We start from the raw sequence: 17,405 nt of genomic DNA, 5'->3' as shown, positions 1-17,405 counted from the left end.
TATCCAAGAAGGACAAACCTGATTCTATCAGTGTTGTCAGCATAAGTTTCTATCTCACAGTTAGGATCAACCTGAACGGTCATTGTTACAAAATCACGCCCGCCATCTTCTGCTTCATGCATACTTGCATACCTGTTAAGGCTGGATCCGCGAGCCCTTACACCGCCAATAGCAAGACTATCGGCAGCAATATTAGCAATTGCAATTTCAGCCACTGCATTAGCCGGAACCTCACCACTGAGATCCTTAGTAGTCCAGCCAGTGTTGCCCGGAGTCCATTCGGTAACTTTCTCTGTAAATACAGGAGCAATATCTGTGATATCAAATGACCATTGTTCAGTGGATTCTCCCGGCTCTAAGGTAACCGTAGTTGTCCAATACCCATCGGAATCGCAGGGATCGAAGGTTGGTATGCGTATCTCGTATGTCCCATGAGTGCCTCTGAAAGTCACCACACCATTGGCATCGGTTTTCAGAACGGTATTAGTCGTCCACTCTGCCATCATTGCTTCATATCGCTCACCAGCTTCAGTTAGGTTCCAGTTTACATCAACAATTGCAGCGTCTGCTCCGTAGGTGTGATTGCCAGCCCAGAAATCCCACATAAGAATACCCTCGACTCCTGGATGACCGAAAGCTATTCGGTAAAAATCTTCGAAACAATCCGCCCTGTTAGTCTCATTGCTATCAACTACTGAAAATTCCGTAATCCAAATAGGCAGGTTCGGTTCACTATCAAGATTTGACATGCTGTCAAGTGCCGCAAACATAACCGGCCTTGGAAAATCTTTCTTCATATGGCCTTGTATCCCAATAGCGTCAGGAAAAGCATTTGCATCTCTGTGAGCTTCTATTAGGTCTCTATAATTCTCAGTCCGCTGACCAACAAGAATGCCGTTTTCATTTGTAAACATCAGACAGTTGGGGTCCACTTCATTTAATCTTGCTCTGGTCCTTACAAAAAGATCAGAACTGGTTCCTGTGCCAAATCTGGCATCATAATAGTTAAGGACAACAGCTTCATTCATGACATCCCAATGCTTAAATTTGCCTGCGAAATAATTGGGTTCCTCCTCAATATGTTCCAATATCTCATCCCATGCGATTACGTCGTTAGCGTCTTCCATCCATTCCGGATCTTTCCATGAATAAAACAATGTATGGCCGCGCATATTAATATCATTCTCAGTACAAAACTCTGTAACCATATCCACGCCGCCATAGGACTTATAATCTCTTGTAGGCTCCAAACTATCCCACTTTGCACTATTACGGGGAGTTGCCCATTCAAAATGACTGCGGAAGAAATCCTCATACGTCTCTTTATTCGGCTCACTTTCTTGTAACACCTCATATGTAATAGCAGAGCCAAATCCAAATTCGTGTTTCACCTGCACAATCTCCACGTTTCTGCCTGCTACAGCGCCATATCCTGAAAGGTTCACATCAATCTCAACATCACGTTTACGATAAGTCTCGATATTTGTATTAGCTATGCTTTCCCAGTTTTCATCAGTGTAATTCACCGCAGCCATCTCTAAAGTCACCATACCACACTTGAGTTGTTCTGAACCCCTTTTAAAATATGCACCCATGTCGACGGTTGGTATTTCCCATGAACCACTGATAGGCGTATCAACATCAGTGTCAACCACTAAATCACCATTCATATACAGAAGAACTCTGTCCTTTGTCCACTTAAATACCCAGTCACGCTGGTCATCAAAACCAACATACGACGCAAGCTGAATCTCACGACTTGTACCTCCATTTTTTTTCATCGAAAAATACTGTTTATTGGTGGTTAAATCAGTGCGTACTCGTATAAAATTGACCGTATCCGACAGATAATCCGCGTTAAGTCCCCAGTAAGCTTTCTTATTCCAATTATACGGACTAACATCATACATCGATAAAACAACATATAAATCTTTTGTTGGACGGTACTCTTTTTTGCTGCCGACCCTTACCCAAGGAGTACCAGAGGCAGCTGCCAGAGTCAGTACACTATCACTTACCGTTACAGTACCAGTGGTATCTAAAGAAACATTCCACTTGGCAGTATCAATTTCTTCGCCGGGGAAATCATCTGATAAATAATCACTCGCTACTCCTAATACATTATTAACAAACAACCCCACAATAACTAATGACATCACAAAAAATACGTTCGTTTTCATAATTAGCATCCTTTCTTCTTTAATTCCAAAGAAACCTCTAATCGTTCATGGGCATTTTCATGGTCTTGGGCAACATACCCAAGTTCAAATGCCCAGTTCTTAAATTTTAAATCCATTAACTCTCTGTAACGTATTCAAGGTTGCTGAATTTTCGAAGAATTCCTCTAACTCCTCCGAGTTGCTGCCTTCGGACACCCGCAAAAGCAGACCCGTTTCGGATGACAACTCTTTCAAAACGTGTTGCCTACTCATTATTTCCAAACTCGTACCCATCTCTACTTTCTCAGACCAAAACTATGGACATGAACGGTCACCAAGAATCTTCACTCAAATTGATTACACAAAACCACTTTCCTCCAAAAAAATAAAATGAATCAGGTTCAAACAAACATGGCATGGCCATAACATTACGGCATACCAACCAAATTATTAACAAATTTCATTTGCGATTCAACTTGTATATGAGTGTCATTATACAGTTGGAAGTAGGCATGTCAACTATTTTATTTCTCAACCTCATTTCCTACAGTTGCCTTTTTTTAAGCAAAAAAACGCTATTTTTAGCATAATAATAAGAATTTTGTGTTTTTACTTCAACATATAGTGCCGCAAAATGATTTTTCTTGATTTTAGATGCTTAACTAAAATTGATATTGTAGCACACCTGCAATGATATGAAGAATTGTCACTCATCTATATCGCCGCATAAACAATACTTTTGACGGTGGCATCTGTATTACAACAATATTATACTCGTATAACTTTTGACACACTACGGGGACGATGTATGTAATTGTGCATTTAGATCAAATCCCATATCTATTGAATGATCTGTTTTCATATCTTTCTTGCAGGAAAGCAAAGTTTTTAACTGACAGGGATCGACTTCTGTCTGTGGTACTATTTGGTCACAGGCACTGTAGTTCAAAAGGCTAAAGAAAAGATAGCAGGCAGCGGGGTTATCTTGTTTAAGATTCAAACTGCATACCAGCAGATTACCTTTACCAACTTTGCATTCGAACAAAGCTGCTTGCTTAAGTATTCTTTTGTATGTACTAACAACTTCAATTATCGGATTGAAATCTATAGCTAAATCATTGAACACAATAGCTTGCCCTTTTTCGAACATTGGAAAAAACTGCCAATCACAAAAACCATCGTGTGGAAAAACGTCCAACACCGGATGTTTTTTGACGACAGTGGCACTATTACCTATAGATCTGCCTGCACTGGCAATCTGAGAAGTTATAGGAAGAGCAGGAAATGGCCCTGTCCCAAGCAACACAACATTTCCCCCATCACAAAGGTGCGATACCACTGTCTGGTCAATATCAGATACTATCCAAGTCTTTTCATTGCTGGAAAGGGCTTTGAATGTAACTGAAGTATTGGAATACTTTGCCTGAATCTTTGAGTCCGCAGAAAAAATCATCTTCGAAGAAAGGGGCTCTGGAAAACACCAAAAATGCCAGTCGTTTTCAAGCTCATACGCCCCATTAAGTTTTAATTGCAGAGTTAGTTTGCCGGGCATGGTCAAATGCGGAACCTTAAAAGAGATGGCTCCAAGTTGCTGAACGCAACCATTGGTTAGTTCGCAGCAATCAATGGCTCCATCAGCATACAAAGTCCCCTTGATATCGCGTAAGGACCAGTTAAGTGTTTCGTTTGTCAATTGATTTTGCCCAAAAAACGACAAGTATGCATTTATTTTAAATTCTTTTCCAAAATACAGGTTTCTGCAATTTTGGTGATCAATAAGCAGCGCACTCTCGCCATTATATTTTTTAATTTCATCAGGAGTTTCGCCATATTTTAATTCATAAAACTCATTCATTATGCCACAGGTATAACCTTTTCTATGCCAATGGTAATCAATTGCGCCAAGGTAATCATACCCGGCAAAATATTTACACAGCCGCAAATTTTCGAGTGTATTTTTTCGCAAAGATTTAGCCCAGAGACATGAGTTTTGGTAATAAACTTTTGCCTGGTCAATAACCCCCTCCCGCTCAAGATGGTTTCTCACTTTTTCATATAAATCAGTGCCAATAAGCGTATTCTTATATTGCTGTTCAAGGCAAATATCGAGAAATGTTCCCAATATCCCCACCTCATGTGATAAGCACGGCCTTTCATAAATTACCATTCTCCTGGTCAACTCACGCCAATCCCCCTGATTTGCGCGGTAACTAAGATACCCCCATGAATATTGGCCGAAGACATCTGAAAACTCTTTTAGTCGGTTTAGGCGTTTATCGTTATGCTCAAAAGGCTCCTTTACAACATCATCGCCTATATCATTTTCATTCCATACATATTCTATTCCCCGGAGAGCTTCCTGGGGATTAAATAGTGCATCAGGAGTTAATTTCTTACATAACTGGGCAGACTCAAATAATGTTTCAATTTTTCTTTCATCCAATAGTTCTTCGTTGCCGCAACAGTAAATAACTACAGATGGGTGTTTTCTGCAGGTTTTTAAAATATCAATCCATTCCTCTGCTTGGTAACCAACCGGCGCTTCAACCTGTATCATCATGCCCATCTCGTCAGCTGCCTGCATGTACTCCTCAGGCGGGGTCCAAGTATGGAACCGTATCCAGTTAAAACCCAATTTTTTAAAGCGACCTATATTTTCTCGATATTTTACAACATCCGTATGTGGGGTACAGGTTTCCGGGAAATAACAATGCTCTGTCAACCCCCTTAGAAAGACCGGATTGTCATTTAGATAAAGTGTTGTATTTTTTCTCCTTATTGATCGCAGGCCAAACACCTGTTTTCGGACATCCAGCAGTTTACTACTTTTCATAATACGAATTTCAGCCTCATAAAGATTTGGCTTTACATCCGACCAGTAATGAAGATGTTCACCACTGCTCACCCAACTGACTCGCTGACCAGATACTGGTAAACAGCCCTCTTTAATAATTTGTTTGGTTTTTCGGTCATGCACGGCCCACGCAAGCGAGAGACCTCCTTTGGTAACATCCCCGGCTAACTCCACGTCCCAATGCAACTGTAAATTGTTTTGGTGAACCTGAATAAAAATGTCCTCTACTCGTACTTCACCAGAAAATCTTACACAAATGGGGCGATAAATCCCTCCCATATGTCCCTTGTAGCCTCGAATTGCACTGCCAGAACGGTCGTTTCTAAGATTAGAAACAGCTATGATAATCTCGTTGGCTGAATTCGGTTTGAGATATTTTTCTATTGAAAATTCAAAAGGCGTAGAATGTCCGAGGTGATAGCCTATATAATGTCCATTTACCCACAGCCAAGCTTCAAGTCGAACACCACCGATATGAAGCACTGCCAATTTGTTTTTTATTTCAGCAATCTCAACCTTCTTACGATACCATCCAACTCCTTTGATATATGGCAAAGACGCATCTGGGATGTTTGCACTGCAAACAGGATATTCTGCTGGCATGTAATCAGGGTTGACACGTATTTCACAGCCCAAAGTTTCTATATTCTGCCGAAAATCATCCCAAATACCAGGCACGGAAATTTTAGCCTGAAATGTTTTTTTTGCCGGCACAATTGGAATGCCATCAGAGAATGTCAAATCCAATTGATATACAAAATCCCACTGATTTGTTAATCTAACCTCGTTAATTATCATAGTTATCTTTCAATCTGCTGACGCAAATAATAGAGCTTAGCAGATGTATCGTGACAGCTTATCCCTAAAACATTTACGAATGTTCCAGAAAAATTTTCTGTAACCATATCACGGGTATTTCTAACGTATCGGGCAACACACCCAATTCCAAATGCCCGCTTCTTAACTTTTCATTTTACACATAACTGTACATCTTTTTCAAAAGTGGAACAATTAAAGAGGAAGCACCTTTCTGCTTTAGCTCCAGATTATTAATAACATTATTATTGAACTGTCTTCTTTTTTCAAGTGTTTTTATTTTAAGCTCGCCGTTTTTTCAGGATACTTTCCTGCCTACCGAAGTATATGTCATCGGGGGCAACTTAACCATAGCCTCATGATATCTGACAGAATTATATAGTATTTCATCAGCCTTTCAATTTCTTTATGAAGGTCCGCAGCGATAGACATCAGTGAATCCTTCTTAAACAAGTCTATATTATGTCTTAACAATGAGTGGGGTATACTCCTCATCAAATAAAAATGGTTGACATACCCGCTTCTAATTATATAATTATACTTATATAGAAGTTGAATCGTCAAGAGGTTTTATTGGAAAAACCGAATTATGTACTTGGTAATGCACAGTTTAGCAATATAACAGAGGCATAATATAAGACATTTTAAAGAATAGTATCATGACAGTATGTGCCTCCAAAACTTGAAAACTTAATCGATATGGTATCTAAAGGCGTACAATCTGCGTTGGTAGGATGGAAAAACAGTTTTAGCGGTATATCAAAATCGTTTTATGGGGTATTTTATGACTTTAGTTAGTTGGTTAATTGTCATTTTTCCAGTCCTGTTTATATTAGGGATAGCATTTTACTCAAAGAGGTATGTCCGTGACGTTGCAGACTACTTGGCGTGCGGCCGTGTAGCCGGCCGTTATGTTATCAGCGTAGGCGATTTGGCTGTTGCTCTTTCAGTAATCACCTTAATTGCGGCAGTTGAACAATACTATCAATCTGGATTGGCACTTAGATTTTGGTCGGTAACCACTATTCCTATAACTATCTTTATGTCTTTAACAGGTTATTGTGTTTATAGGTTCAGACAGACTCGTTGTCTTTCGATGGGGCAATTTTTGGAAATACGTTACAGTCGTTCGTTTCGTATTGTTGCCGCAATAGTCAGGACTTTATCTGAGATGATTGCTAATTCAATAGGACCAGCAGTTGCTGTTCGCTTTTTCATTTACTTTATTGGAATCCCACACAAGATACCGATATTGGGTTTCGAGATGCCGACATACGGTATATTGGTTGCCTTGGCAATGGCAATGGCTATGGCTGTTTTGTGGCCCGGAGGACGAATTTCACTTTTGATTACAGATTGTTTTCAGGGAATGATCAGTTATCCGATCTTTATTGTTTTCACTGTGTTTGTTTTAACTCAGATATCATGGTTCTCTGATGTAACTCCGGTGATGCTGGACCGTGTTCACGGTGAGAGCTTTCTCAATCCAATGGATATTTCCGAGCTTCGTGACTTTAATCTTTTTGCATTGATCGTTATCATAACCTCGACGATTCTTGGCCGTGGGGCATGGCTTGGTAATGATTCTACTAATGCCGCCCGTAATCCGCATGAGCAGAAAATGGCCAACATTCTTGGAGCATGGCGTCAGGGTTTTTCAAGTACTATGACTATTTTGATCAGCATTTTTGTTATCGTCTTCATGTTTTCCGATAAATTTTCTTCTAAATCGCATGAAGTACGGATTGAACTTACTAAGAAAGTTGCAGAGGAAGTCATTGAAAACTCTGATTCTGTCAAGCGAGTCTTGGTAGAGGTTTCTACCCTTAAGCCCATACCGCATAAAATCGGAGTTGATGCGCCTTATTCCCGCGAAAACAATCCTGATGTTCAGTTTTGGGATGCCACCCGTACAGCAATATGTGAAAATCAACCGGACAATGGTAATGCGGTTTTCCAGGAATTCAAAACGCTTTATAACCAGATGATGATGCCGACAATGCTTGGGAATCTTTTCTCGCCGGTGCTGATGGGTTTGTTTACACTCCTAATGATAATGTTGTTACTGTCAACGGATGCTTCGCGTATTTTCAACGCATCGAGCACTATTATTCAAGACGTGATTGTGCCGTTACGGAAAACTCCATTATCCATACAAGAGCATTTGACTTATATCAGGTTGTGTTCACTTGGGACGGCATTATTTTTCCTTGCGGTTTCTTTGTTTTTTAAACAGTTGGACTATATTTTTATGTTCGTCACTCTTATGGTCGGGGTCTGGGTTGGAGCATCAGGCCCGATTATGATTGGCGGATTATATACCCGATTCGGCACAACTTTTGGTGCATGGTGTGCATTGATATTCGGCTCCGGAACTGCAGTTACAGGGTTAATTTGCCAGCGTCACTGGACAAGTATTATCTATCCATGGCTGGAAAAATCCGGATATGTTGAGCCGGTCGGTAATTTTTTGACAACGATATCTAGCCCGTTTCATCCGTACGTAGTTTGGGTTATGGACCCGACAAAAGCCCCGATTAACTCGATGGAAATTTATTTTATGTCCATCCTCTTTGCCGTGGCAGCCTATATTATAGGTTCCTTGCTTACTTATAAGGAGCCATATAATCTTGATCGTCTTTTCCACCGCGGTAAATATCGCGATGAAAACAGTGCTTCTGACGAAAAAATCCGTTGGACATGGCGCAGCTCTTTTAAGAAACTTATCTGCATCACTCCGGAATACACAATCGGCGACAAAATTATCGCATGGTCTGCTTTCATTTGGTCTGTTGTCTACGGTTTCGGTATAATGTTCTGTGGTGTGCTGCTTTGGAATTGGTTTTCACCGTGGTCATCTGAATCATGGAGCATATACTTCTTTATTGCCACAGTAGTTACTTCGATTATCATAGGTACGGTTTCAACGGTATGGTTTCTTATTGGAGGAATCATCGACACACGAGCCATGTTTCGCGACCTTAAAAAACGTACTGCCAATCCTCTGGACGATGGACGTGTTTACGGCCACGTGTCTCTGGCCGATAGAGCACATTTTGATGAAGTAGAACACCAATCAGATCCAAAGAAGGAGTGATACCTTGGAGTTAGAACTCGTAGCAAAATAAAAGTGGGGTCTCTGAAAAACTGCCATAATATGGTGGAATAGCAGAGATATTTTTTTAGGTGTGATATTATATGACCTTCCCCCCGAAAACTGAGCCATTCCAAATGAGAGTAAATTTTTTATAATCGTATTTTGGAAAGGATTCAGAAATGGAAGAACCTCATTTTTGCTTTAAAAACAAATGGAGCCAACAAGATTCGAACTTGCGACCTCTTGCATGCCATGCAAGCGCTCTCCCAACTGAGCTATGGCCCCGTATCAAAAACTATAATAACACAAAAAAATCTCTTTTGCAAGGTTAGCTTTTGCAGCCTTTTAAACAACTCTTTACCCAGCCGATAGCCTCCTGCTTTGTAGTAATACTTTCAGAAAGCTGCTCAATATAAAGCTTTTTCGAAACCAAACCTACCTGCGGACCGGGCCTTACGCCAAGGGCAATAAGTTCATAGCCGTTTAATAATGGTTTTGGCTGCAACTCTTTGCCTGCCAAAGCCTTAGCTCTTTTATGAATCATTGAAAGATTCGAAATACTCTTGCGATTTGCCTTTTGAATCGCCTTTTGCAGCGAATACAAATCCTCAAAATAAGGCTGGGAAACTATCGTCTTAAGCTGAGCAAGAGATATTTCGCCCAGCAGAAATTCTCTTTTTTCGAGCAGAAAATTTATATGCTTCAACTGATTTCGGCTCAATTTCAAAAGTTCAATATCGTTCATTGTGCCGGCGGTATCACAACCTGAAAATAACGCCGCTATGCCGAGTTCAAATGTTATTTGCTCCGGCAAAAATCCAAAAACCTTTACTGCAAATTCAGATGCTGATTTGTTTTTGAAAACAGGGAAAAGTTTTTCTGCAAGGCCGGTCTCTATAAGTCGTTCCACTCCCCTTTTTCGCTTCACCGCGGCAAAAAGAGATTCCATTTCCATAGCGATTCTTTCGCCGCTGATTTTAGTAATGTTGCCGGAATATTTTTTCACCGCGTCTAAAGTATTTTTCTCAACTTTAAAATCAAGCTGTGCCGCGAAACGAACCGCCCTTAACATCCTCAGATAATCTTCGCTGAATCTGTCGTCGGCCTTACCGATAGTGCGAATTATTTTATTTTTTAAATCTTTCTGACCGCCGACATAATCCAGCACCTCTTTTTTAATCGGGTCGTAAAACATACCGTTGATTGTAAAATCCCTGCGAAGCGCATCGTTTTCAGCGGAAGTGAACCTGACCTTATCCGGCCTTCGGCCATCGGTGTAGTCTGATTCGGCCCTGAATGTCGCAACTTCTATCTGGTGATTGTCGAGCAGAACGATAATAACGCCGAACTTTGCGCCGACTTTGATTGTCCTGCGGAACAATTTGCAAACCTCGGCTGGTTTGGCACTCGTAACGACATCGTAATCCTTCGGCTTTGTGCCGAGAAGCATATCGCGTACGCATCCGCCCGCCAATAAAGCCTGGAACCCTGCTTCATGCAGGTTCTGAATTATCTGTATTGCCGCTTGTCTGCCGGTCATCTTTCCTCAATGCCAAAAAAGCCACTGCCATTGTACTCCAGATTCTCTTGTCTATTATCTTCAAAGAACCGTAACTGTCGAGAAGATTTACCTTTTTTTCGGTTCTGACAACTACCAGCCCATCGTCAGCTATTTGCTCCTGCAAAAGCTCCAAAAGTCCTGCCAGCCGTGACTTTCCACCTGTTCCCCTGCTCATTTCATAAGGCGGGTCGACAAAAACGAGGGAATATTTTTCTCCGCCTGCCGCCGGCGGAGCCCCGACTCTAAAGGCATTCGTACAGGCAACACGAGCCTGCGAAAGAAAACCGGCTTTAGTAATGTTTTTTCGGAGAATCTCAATTGCGTCCCTGCCCATATCGACAAAGACCGCTTCTTTCGCTCCTCTGCTGAGCGACTCAAGACCGAATGAACCTGTACCACAGAACAAATCCGCGACAACCCTGTCTTCGATAAGATTGTATTTATACAGAACGTCGAATATAGATTCCTTGACACGGTCTGTTATCGGCCGGGTATCGCTGCCCTTCGGCGGCAGAATTACCATTCCTCTTTTTATGCCAGAAATTATTCTCATTTGAAAGTCCGTGTCTGTCCGCGTTTTCGTCTGTGTCAGTCAGTGTTTGCCTCAAGGCCCAAATCTTTTATCATTTGCAAATCTTCTTCAACCGCCCTGCCGGCAGTTGTCAGATAATTGCCGCTGATTATCGCCGTCGCACCGGCATAAAAAATCCAGCTCTGCATATCGCGCAGATTGAGTTTTCGTCCGCCGGCCGCTTTTATATGAACCTTCGGCAGAATGAAGCGATACAAAGCAATCAATCGTAAAATATCCCGCGGCTGCATTGTCGGCATATCGCCCATAGGCGTACCGGCTATAGGATGAAGAAAATTCATCGGAACCATATCTGCGCCGAGTTCTCTAATTTGCAGTGCCATATCGATTCTGTCGCAATCAGTTTCACCGATACCAAACAAACCTCCCGTACACAATCCAAGCCCCGCCTTTTTGGCCGCTTTTACCGTCTCGATACGTGAGTCGTAATCGTGCGTTGTTACAATATTTTTGAAATGGTTTCTCGAAGTCTCAAGGTTATGATTATATCGGCTCATACCCGCATCAGCCAGTCGTTGCGCCTGTTTATAATCTATTATTCCAAATCCGCCGCACAGGCCGATACCGATTTCATTTTTTATTTTAGAGATTAGTTTTTCAAGTCTCTGCAATTCTTTTTCAGAGATTGTTTTTCCGCTGTAAACTATGCCGAAATTCTGAACGCCGTTTTGTTTTGCCTTTCCGGCGGCATCAAGAATTTCTTCATCCGTAAGGGTTTTAGTTTCTTTAAATGCGGTTTCGTATCCTGACGATTGCGCACAGAATTTACAATCTTCAGTGCACCCGCCCAGCCTGCCAGGAACTATGGAGCAGACTTTAATTTTATTGCCGAAAAATTTTTGTCGTATCCGATTGGCCCAGTAAAGCAGGTCATCGAAATCCTCTGCACCGAGTGAAAACAGACATTCTATTTCGGCTCTGTCGATGATTTTGCCGTTTAGTATTTCTTCCGCAATTTGAGCGACTTTTTTATTCAAAATCTAACTTTCGTACAAATCAATTCTTCAGGATTAATAACACAATTTTTATAAAACTCGGCAGGCAAATGCACAGTTTCCCATTTTTTACTGCGGAGGGTCTGTCCTTTTTGATAATCGCCAAGTGCGACCGCCATAAAGACATATCTTCTGTCGCGGCATTCGTAAATTTCTCTGCCGTCGGTATCGACATCTATATTTTCAAGATTATACACAAAAACAAACAGGCCCTGATAGCATTCGCCGAAAATTTTAGCCCAGTTTTCAAGCCCTTTGACATCATCGGCTGTTACCCAGTTCGGCAAAGTTCCAAAGGCCGTAAAAGTCTTCCCGGAAAATTTCCGCCCTTTGATTTCCGCAAGATACGCTCGCCGGTCAGGTGAATAAAAAAGGAAGTCGAAGCTTTTAATTTTACTTTTTGAAAATGCCGTTCTTTTTTGCTGGTCGACCAGAAGATACTGAATTCCGTTATCTTTCAGCCAGCTTTCAAAAGCTTTTTCATAATGGTTACCGGCAATATTTGCCATCGAACTATCCGAGCTGGTTGAAAAAATCGTTCGCAGACATGTTTTGCTGATTGCCGCTGTTCATGTCCTTAATTATGATTTCGCCTTTCTGCGTAAATTCCTGCCCGATGATTACACATTTCGCCGCCGACTGCGCCGACGCCTGTTTCAACTGTTTGCCCAGCGAACCGCCTTTATAGCTGAAATCTGTTACTTTGCCCCCCTGCCGCAACTTAGCGACAATTCCGATTGCTTCGTTCTGCAAAGTATCTTCTGCATAAACGACAAAGTAATCGACTTTATTATTTTCGCCGATGTTCTTAAAAAGTCCTCTTTCTTCAAGTACTATACCAAGTACGCAATCGCCCATACCCATACCGGTAGCGCTTATTTTTGGTCCGCCGAAATCCGCAAGCAGATTATCATATCTTCCGCCGCCGCAAATCGCCCGCAACTGTTCCGACTTATCGTAAATCTCGAAAACTATGCCGGTATAATACGCAAGTCCTCTGACGATGCCTATATCGAATTTGCAAAATTCCGTTATCCCCATAATATTAAGATAATCGAACAGCCGGTTCAGTTCATCAACCGCTTCTTTCGATTTTGCATCATTGCCTGCGAAATCTTCAAGCTGCTTTAAAGAGCTAACCGCCATAAGGTTCTGCACTTTTTGTCTTTTTTCGGCATCGGTAATTGTCTCTTCGAGCATTTTCTCGAAGGTTTCCGCTGGCACTTTGCTTTTCTTGTCCAGCGCGGCATAAACTTTTTCAAGCTGTGTCTTTTCTATCCCGAAATATTCGAGCATCGCGGCTATAAGTCTCCTGCTCGAAATCCTTACAACCACATCATTGCTCGTAAGGCCTGTCTGCCCAAGATAATCGACCGCGCAGAAAATCACTTCCGCATCCGCAAGACAATCGTCAACGCCTATGATGTCGATATTCCACTGGAAAAATTCTCTAAGCCTGCCCTTTTGCGGCCGTTCAGCCCTGCACAGTCTCGGAACTGAAAACCACTTTATAGGCCTTGGCAGAGCGTTAATTCTCTGATTGACCATTCGCGCAAGCGTCGGCGTAATTTCCGGCCGAATCGCCAGCATTCTTTCGCCTCTGTCTTCGAACGCGAAAAGCTGCGATGAGATTTCATCGCCGCTTTTTAGCTGATACATTGCGAGGTACTCGAAAATCGGCCCGTCGAATTCCGCAAAGCCATTGCGAATCGACGCCTTTTTCCAGCCGTCGATGATAAAATTTCTCCTGGCCATATCTTCAGGATAAAAATCTCTTGTGCCTTTTACTGCCTGTATCTTCATTTTATTTACTTCTTAATCGTTTAACTTTAGACAATCGGTTGGTCTTATTATTATCGAATTTTATTTTTATATATTCTTCCATCTCCCTGTCATTGGTAAAATGCAGGTCGTAATTGTACTCATTTTGGCTGAATTCGCAATCGATGTTCTTATACCCTCGGCAGATTCGCGGCCTTTTATCGTATATTCTACAGCGATGGTCTTTAGCCGATAGATATCTGCATTTATTTTCTATGCTTATATACCAGCTTTTCTTTTCCACAAATACAGAAACGTGTTTATGCGTAAGATACCATCGGATATCGTCAAAATCGCCTTTTTCAGTGGGCGTTTCAATCGGCAGCGCCACATATCTGCAGCACAGGCCGGCACATTTATGACATAAAGCCTTTTTTACTTTCTTTTTCTTAGCCATTGTTCTTTCCCTAAGTTGTTAAATCGTTTACAAAAACAGAGGTGCAATTATAGGGCAATTTCCCGGTATCGTCAACAAACTCTATGCTGACAATAATTTAACGCAGATACGCCAAAATCGGCAGGTTCGCTAAAAAAGCCCAACATCCATATTGACAACAACTTATACTATTCGTAGAATATAATATTCAAATCAGCCTGAGCCTTTGCGGCGGGCCTTAGACCGCAGATATTGGTTACCATAACCACTTGTATTACAATTGGTTATAACCGGAGTGTAGAATGTCTGAAAAAAAACAACCGATTGACAGTCATGTACATTTTGAAGTAGAACCAGAGATTAACAAGTATTTCAAGCTTGCCATTAAGGCAAAAGCCAGTGATTTGCATCTAAAAGTCGGCCAGCCTCCCAAGTTGCGTATCAATGAGGACATAAAAGGCACAACTGCGGAGCCTTTTACAGAAGATAAACTTGAAAAGCTTGTCTTCGAAATCTTAACAGAGAAACAAAAACAATTTTTCATGGAAAACGGCACTCTCGACTTTGTTTACGAGGCCGGTCCAATAGATAGATTCCGGGTTAACATATTCAGGCAAAGGACCAAACTCAGTCTTTCCGCAAGAAAAATCACATCACAGATACCGGCTTTCGACTCGCTGCATTTGCCGCCTATGGTTAAAACCATTGCCGATACATCTTACGAAGGACTTATTCTCGTAACAGGCTCGGCCGGTTGCGGAAAAAGTACGACGCTTGCCGCTATGCTTGACCATATTAACCACACCCGTCCCTGCCATATTCTCACTATCGAAGACCCTCTTGAATTCATTTATACAGATAAAAAAGCTATCGTTTCGCAAAGGGAAGTCGGCATTGACGTAACTGACATCGAAGATGCACTGAGGTCATTAACAAGGCAGGACCCGGACGTGGTAATGATTAGCGAAATGAAAGACCAGAAAACCTTTTCCGCGGCCATGAGAGCCGCAGAGACAGGCCATCTTGTTTTCGGGACTATACTTTCCGCAAGTGCGGCACAAACTATACAAAGAATTCTCGATTTGTATCCGCCGGAAGAACGCGACCTTGCAAGGCAGACTTTTGCGACAACCTTTAAGGGTATTATAAACCAGATGCTTTTGCCGGGAATTAAAAAAGATGTGCCAAGAGTGCCGGCAGTTGAAATACTTATTTCAAACCCCATCGTCAAAAAACTGATTCTTGAAAAACGAGAAAACTCGCTCGACGGTGTTATTAAAAGTTGTCAGAAGGAAGGAATGCAGGACTTAACCGAAAGTCTGCATTTGCTTGTTGAGGGCGATTGGATCGATATGAAAATCGCACTCCAATACGCGCCAAATATTGACGAGCTTAAAATGGCTCTTAAAGGAATAAGATCAAGTTCGACTGGTGTTCTCTAATAAGCTGGAGCTATAGATGCCTACAATTACAGCAATAATACAGATGGGGTTTTATATCTCGCCTGTAAAACTGGTTGTTTTTCTACTTGGACTTTTTGCATGGCTGCCTCTGTTGAAATGGACAAATGCCGATGCCGTAAAGGTCAGAACAAACGTACAAAAATGGTCTACGGCTATTTTAGCGGCAGGCGCCGCAGGCCTTATTATCTGGCTTGTGATACCGATTTTCATAATCGGCCTGCTGATGTACATAATCGCAATCGGCACAACCGCGGTAATATATATTATGCACCGCAACAGTATTGTCGATGAGTACCGAAAGGTGCTTACCAAAGAACACATCAAGAGTCTTTTTGTGGACGAACAGAAGCAGCTTGAAAAAATCACAAAAGGTATTGTCTTTGTCACTGCCAACAAAAATAAAGCTCCGGTCCCGATGCCGAAAACGCCGGAATTCTTCGGCTACAAAACCTCGCAGGAGTTTTTCGATGATGCAATACGGCGAAGAGCGGAATATATCTCGCTTACGCCCGCCGACCAGCAGTATAATATTTTGTATGCCATCGACGGCGTAGTCGAAAAACAAAATCCGAGAAACAAGGAAGAAGTCGAGTTTTTCATCCGTTATTTAAAAAATCTTGCCGACCTTGATATTGAGGAACATCGCAAGCCGCAGACAGGCAGATTTGTTGCTCAAAAAGACGGCAAACCTTTCGGATGGGAAGTTACTACGGCAGGCACAACCGCAGGAGAGCAGGTAAAACTCAAATTTGTGGCCGAATATAGTTTCAAAATGCTGCCTGATCTCGGATTGATGCCTGAGCAGTTAGAGATGCTGAAGGGCATTGCCCAGGGTCCCAAAGGTATATTTATCATATCGGGGCCGAAAAAAAGCGGCGTAACTACGACCTTTTATTCGCTTATCCGCAATCATGACCCGTTTTTAAATAATATCAACCTGCTCGAAAAACAGCCGGCAGGAGAAGTCCCGAATGTTACGCAGAATGTTTACACTCTTGGCGACACCGGCACAACCACTTACGCTAAAAGGTTTCATATAATGCTGCGAACTGGTCCGGATATCGTAGGTGTCGAACACGCCGAGGACAAGGATATCGCAAAACTTGCATGCGCGGCAGCAAAAGATAATAAAATAGCCTATATAACATTCGAGGCGGCAAGTGTAATCGAATCGATAAGCAAATGGATTAATTTAGTTGCTGACAGAGAACTGGCCATCGACAGCCTTATAGGATTAAGTAACCAGAGACTTGTCAGAAAACTATGCGAGCAGTGCCGTCAGCCTTATGAACCAAATAAGGAACTGCTTCGCAAACACAATATTCCTGCCGATAAAATCAAGGCGTTCTACCGGAATGGCGAGATTCAGTATAACAAACGCGGTAAACCTATTATATGCCAGCACTGCCAGGGCACGGGCTTCTACGGCAGAACAGCCATATTAGAGGCGATCGTTCTCGACAAAGAAACAAAGCAGCTCTTGAAGCAGGCAAAGAGCTCCGGCGATATCGGCACTATTCTCAGGCGTGCAAGAATGCTTTACCTGCAGGAACAGGCCATAAGAAAAGTTGCGGATGGGGTGACTTCCATAAATGAAGTCATCAGAATCCTTTCAGGGCCCCAGGATAATTCTAAAAAAACAACGCCTCCAAAAAACTAAAAACGGAGAAA

Annotated in this window: 11 protein-coding genes and 1 tRNA gene; 3 read left to right on the top strand and 9 right to left on the bottom strand. The window is 42.0% G+C overall.

Translation table 11 applies throughout. The annotated features are described in order from the left end of the window. Together WC496_11630 and WC496_11625 are read right to left on the bottom strand one after the other, a co-directional pair. Nucleotides 1-2,180 (bottom strand): endo-1,4-beta-xylanase (locus tag WC496_11630; GenBank protein ID MFA5293665.1); only part of this gene is annotated, 2,180 nt, incomplete at its 3' end. Between the two features lie 772 nt (nucleotides 2,181-2,952). Next, on the bottom strand, nucleotides 2,953-5,811 hold the full coding sequence (locus WC496_11625) for a sugar-binding domain-containing protein (protein MFA5293664.1): 2,859 nt from the start codon (nucleotides 5,809-5,811) through the stop codon (nucleotides 2,953-2,955). Nucleotides 5,812-6,613: 802 nt separating this feature from the next. On the opposite strand from WC496_11625, the gene WC496_11620 reads away from it, so the two are divergent. Further along, the gene (locus WC496_11620) at nucleotides 6,614-8,926 is read left to right on the top strand and encodes a sodium:panthothenate symporter (GenBank protein MFA5293663.1); all 2,313 of its coding nucleotides are present in this window, start codon (nucleotides 6,614-6,616) and stop codon (nucleotides 8,924-8,926) included. 212 nt (nucleotides 8,927-9,138) lie between these two features. On the opposite strand, the gene WC496_11615 is transcribed toward WC496_11620, so the two are convergent. The 7 genes from WC496_11615 to WC496_11585 all read right to left on the bottom strand — a co-directional run bounded on the left by WC496_11615 (nucleotide 9,139) and on the right by WC496_11585 (nucleotide 14,292). After that, nucleotides 9,139-9,211, bottom strand: a tRNA-Ala gene (locus tag WC496_11615). 43 nt (nucleotides 9,212-9,254) lie between these two features. Continuing rightward, entirely contained in the window at nucleotides 9,255-10,466 is a 1,212-nt protein-coding gene (locus WC496_11610) for a CCA tRNA nucleotidyltransferase (GenBank protein MFA5293662.1), read from the bottom strand. After that, nucleotides 10,420-11,040: an RsmD family RNA methyltransferase gene (locus tag WC496_11605; GenBank protein ID MFA5293661.1), complete on the bottom strand. Its 621-nt coding sequence runs from the start codon at nucleotides 11,038-11,040 to the stop codon at nucleotides 10,420-10,422. Before WC496_11605 ends, WC496_11610 begins: the two co-directional genes overlap by 47 nt. Before the next feature lie 35 nt (nucleotides 11,041-11,075). After that, nucleotides 11,076-12,056 (bottom strand): biotin synthase BioB, encoded by a 981-nt coding sequence (bioB, locus tag WC496_11600; GenBank protein ID MFA5293660.1) that lies wholly within the window; start codon nucleotides 12,054-12,056, stop codon nucleotides 11,076-11,078. Further along, entirely contained in the window at nucleotides 12,053-12,583 is a 531-nt protein-coding gene (locus tag WC496_11595; protein MFA5293659.1) for an HYExAFE family protein, read from the bottom strand. The genes bioB and WC496_11595 overlap by 4 nt, the downstream gene beginning before the upstream one ends. Before the next feature lie 4 nt (nucleotides 12,584-12,587). Continuing rightward, nucleotides 12,588-13,877 (bottom strand): histidine--tRNA ligase, encoded by a 1,290-nt coding sequence (gene hisS / locus WC496_11590; GenBank protein ID MFA5293658.1) that lies wholly within the window; start codon nucleotides 13,875-13,877, stop codon nucleotides 12,588-12,590. A 1-nt stretch (nucleotide 13,878) separates the two neighbouring features. Next, on the bottom strand, nucleotides 13,879-14,292 hold the full coding sequence (locus tag WC496_11585) for a YkgJ family cysteine cluster protein (protein MFA5293657.1): 414 nt from the start codon (nucleotides 14,290-14,292) through the stop codon (nucleotides 13,879-13,881). A gap of 281 nt (nucleotides 14,293-14,573) precedes the next feature. On the opposite strand from WC496_11585, the gene WC496_11580 reads away from it, so the two are divergent. Both WC496_11580 and WC496_11575 read left to right on the top strand, forming a co-directional pair. After that, the gene (locus WC496_11580; GenBank protein ID MFA5293656.1) at nucleotides 14,574-15,713 is read left to right on the top strand and encodes a PilT/PilU family type 4a pilus ATPase; all 1,140 of its coding nucleotides are present in this window, start codon (nucleotides 14,574-14,576) and stop codon (nucleotides 15,711-15,713) included. Nucleotides 15,714-15,729: 16 nt separating this feature from the next. Next, nucleotides 15,730-17,394, top strand: a complete 1,665-nt coding sequence (locus WC496_11575) for an ATPase, T2SS/T4P/T4SS family (protein ID MFA5293655.1) — start codon at nucleotides 15,730-15,732, stop codon at nucleotides 17,392-17,394. Nucleotides 17,395-17,405 lie beyond the last annotated feature (11 nt).

The organism is Phycisphaerae bacterium (genome assembly GCA_041652575.1).
Classification (GTDB): Bacteria; Planctomycetota; Phycisphaerae; order Sedimentisphaerales; family UBA12454; genus UBA12454.
The sequence above is the reverse complement of the archived record's forward strand: the minus strand, read 5'-3'. Positions and strand labels throughout refer to the sequence as shown.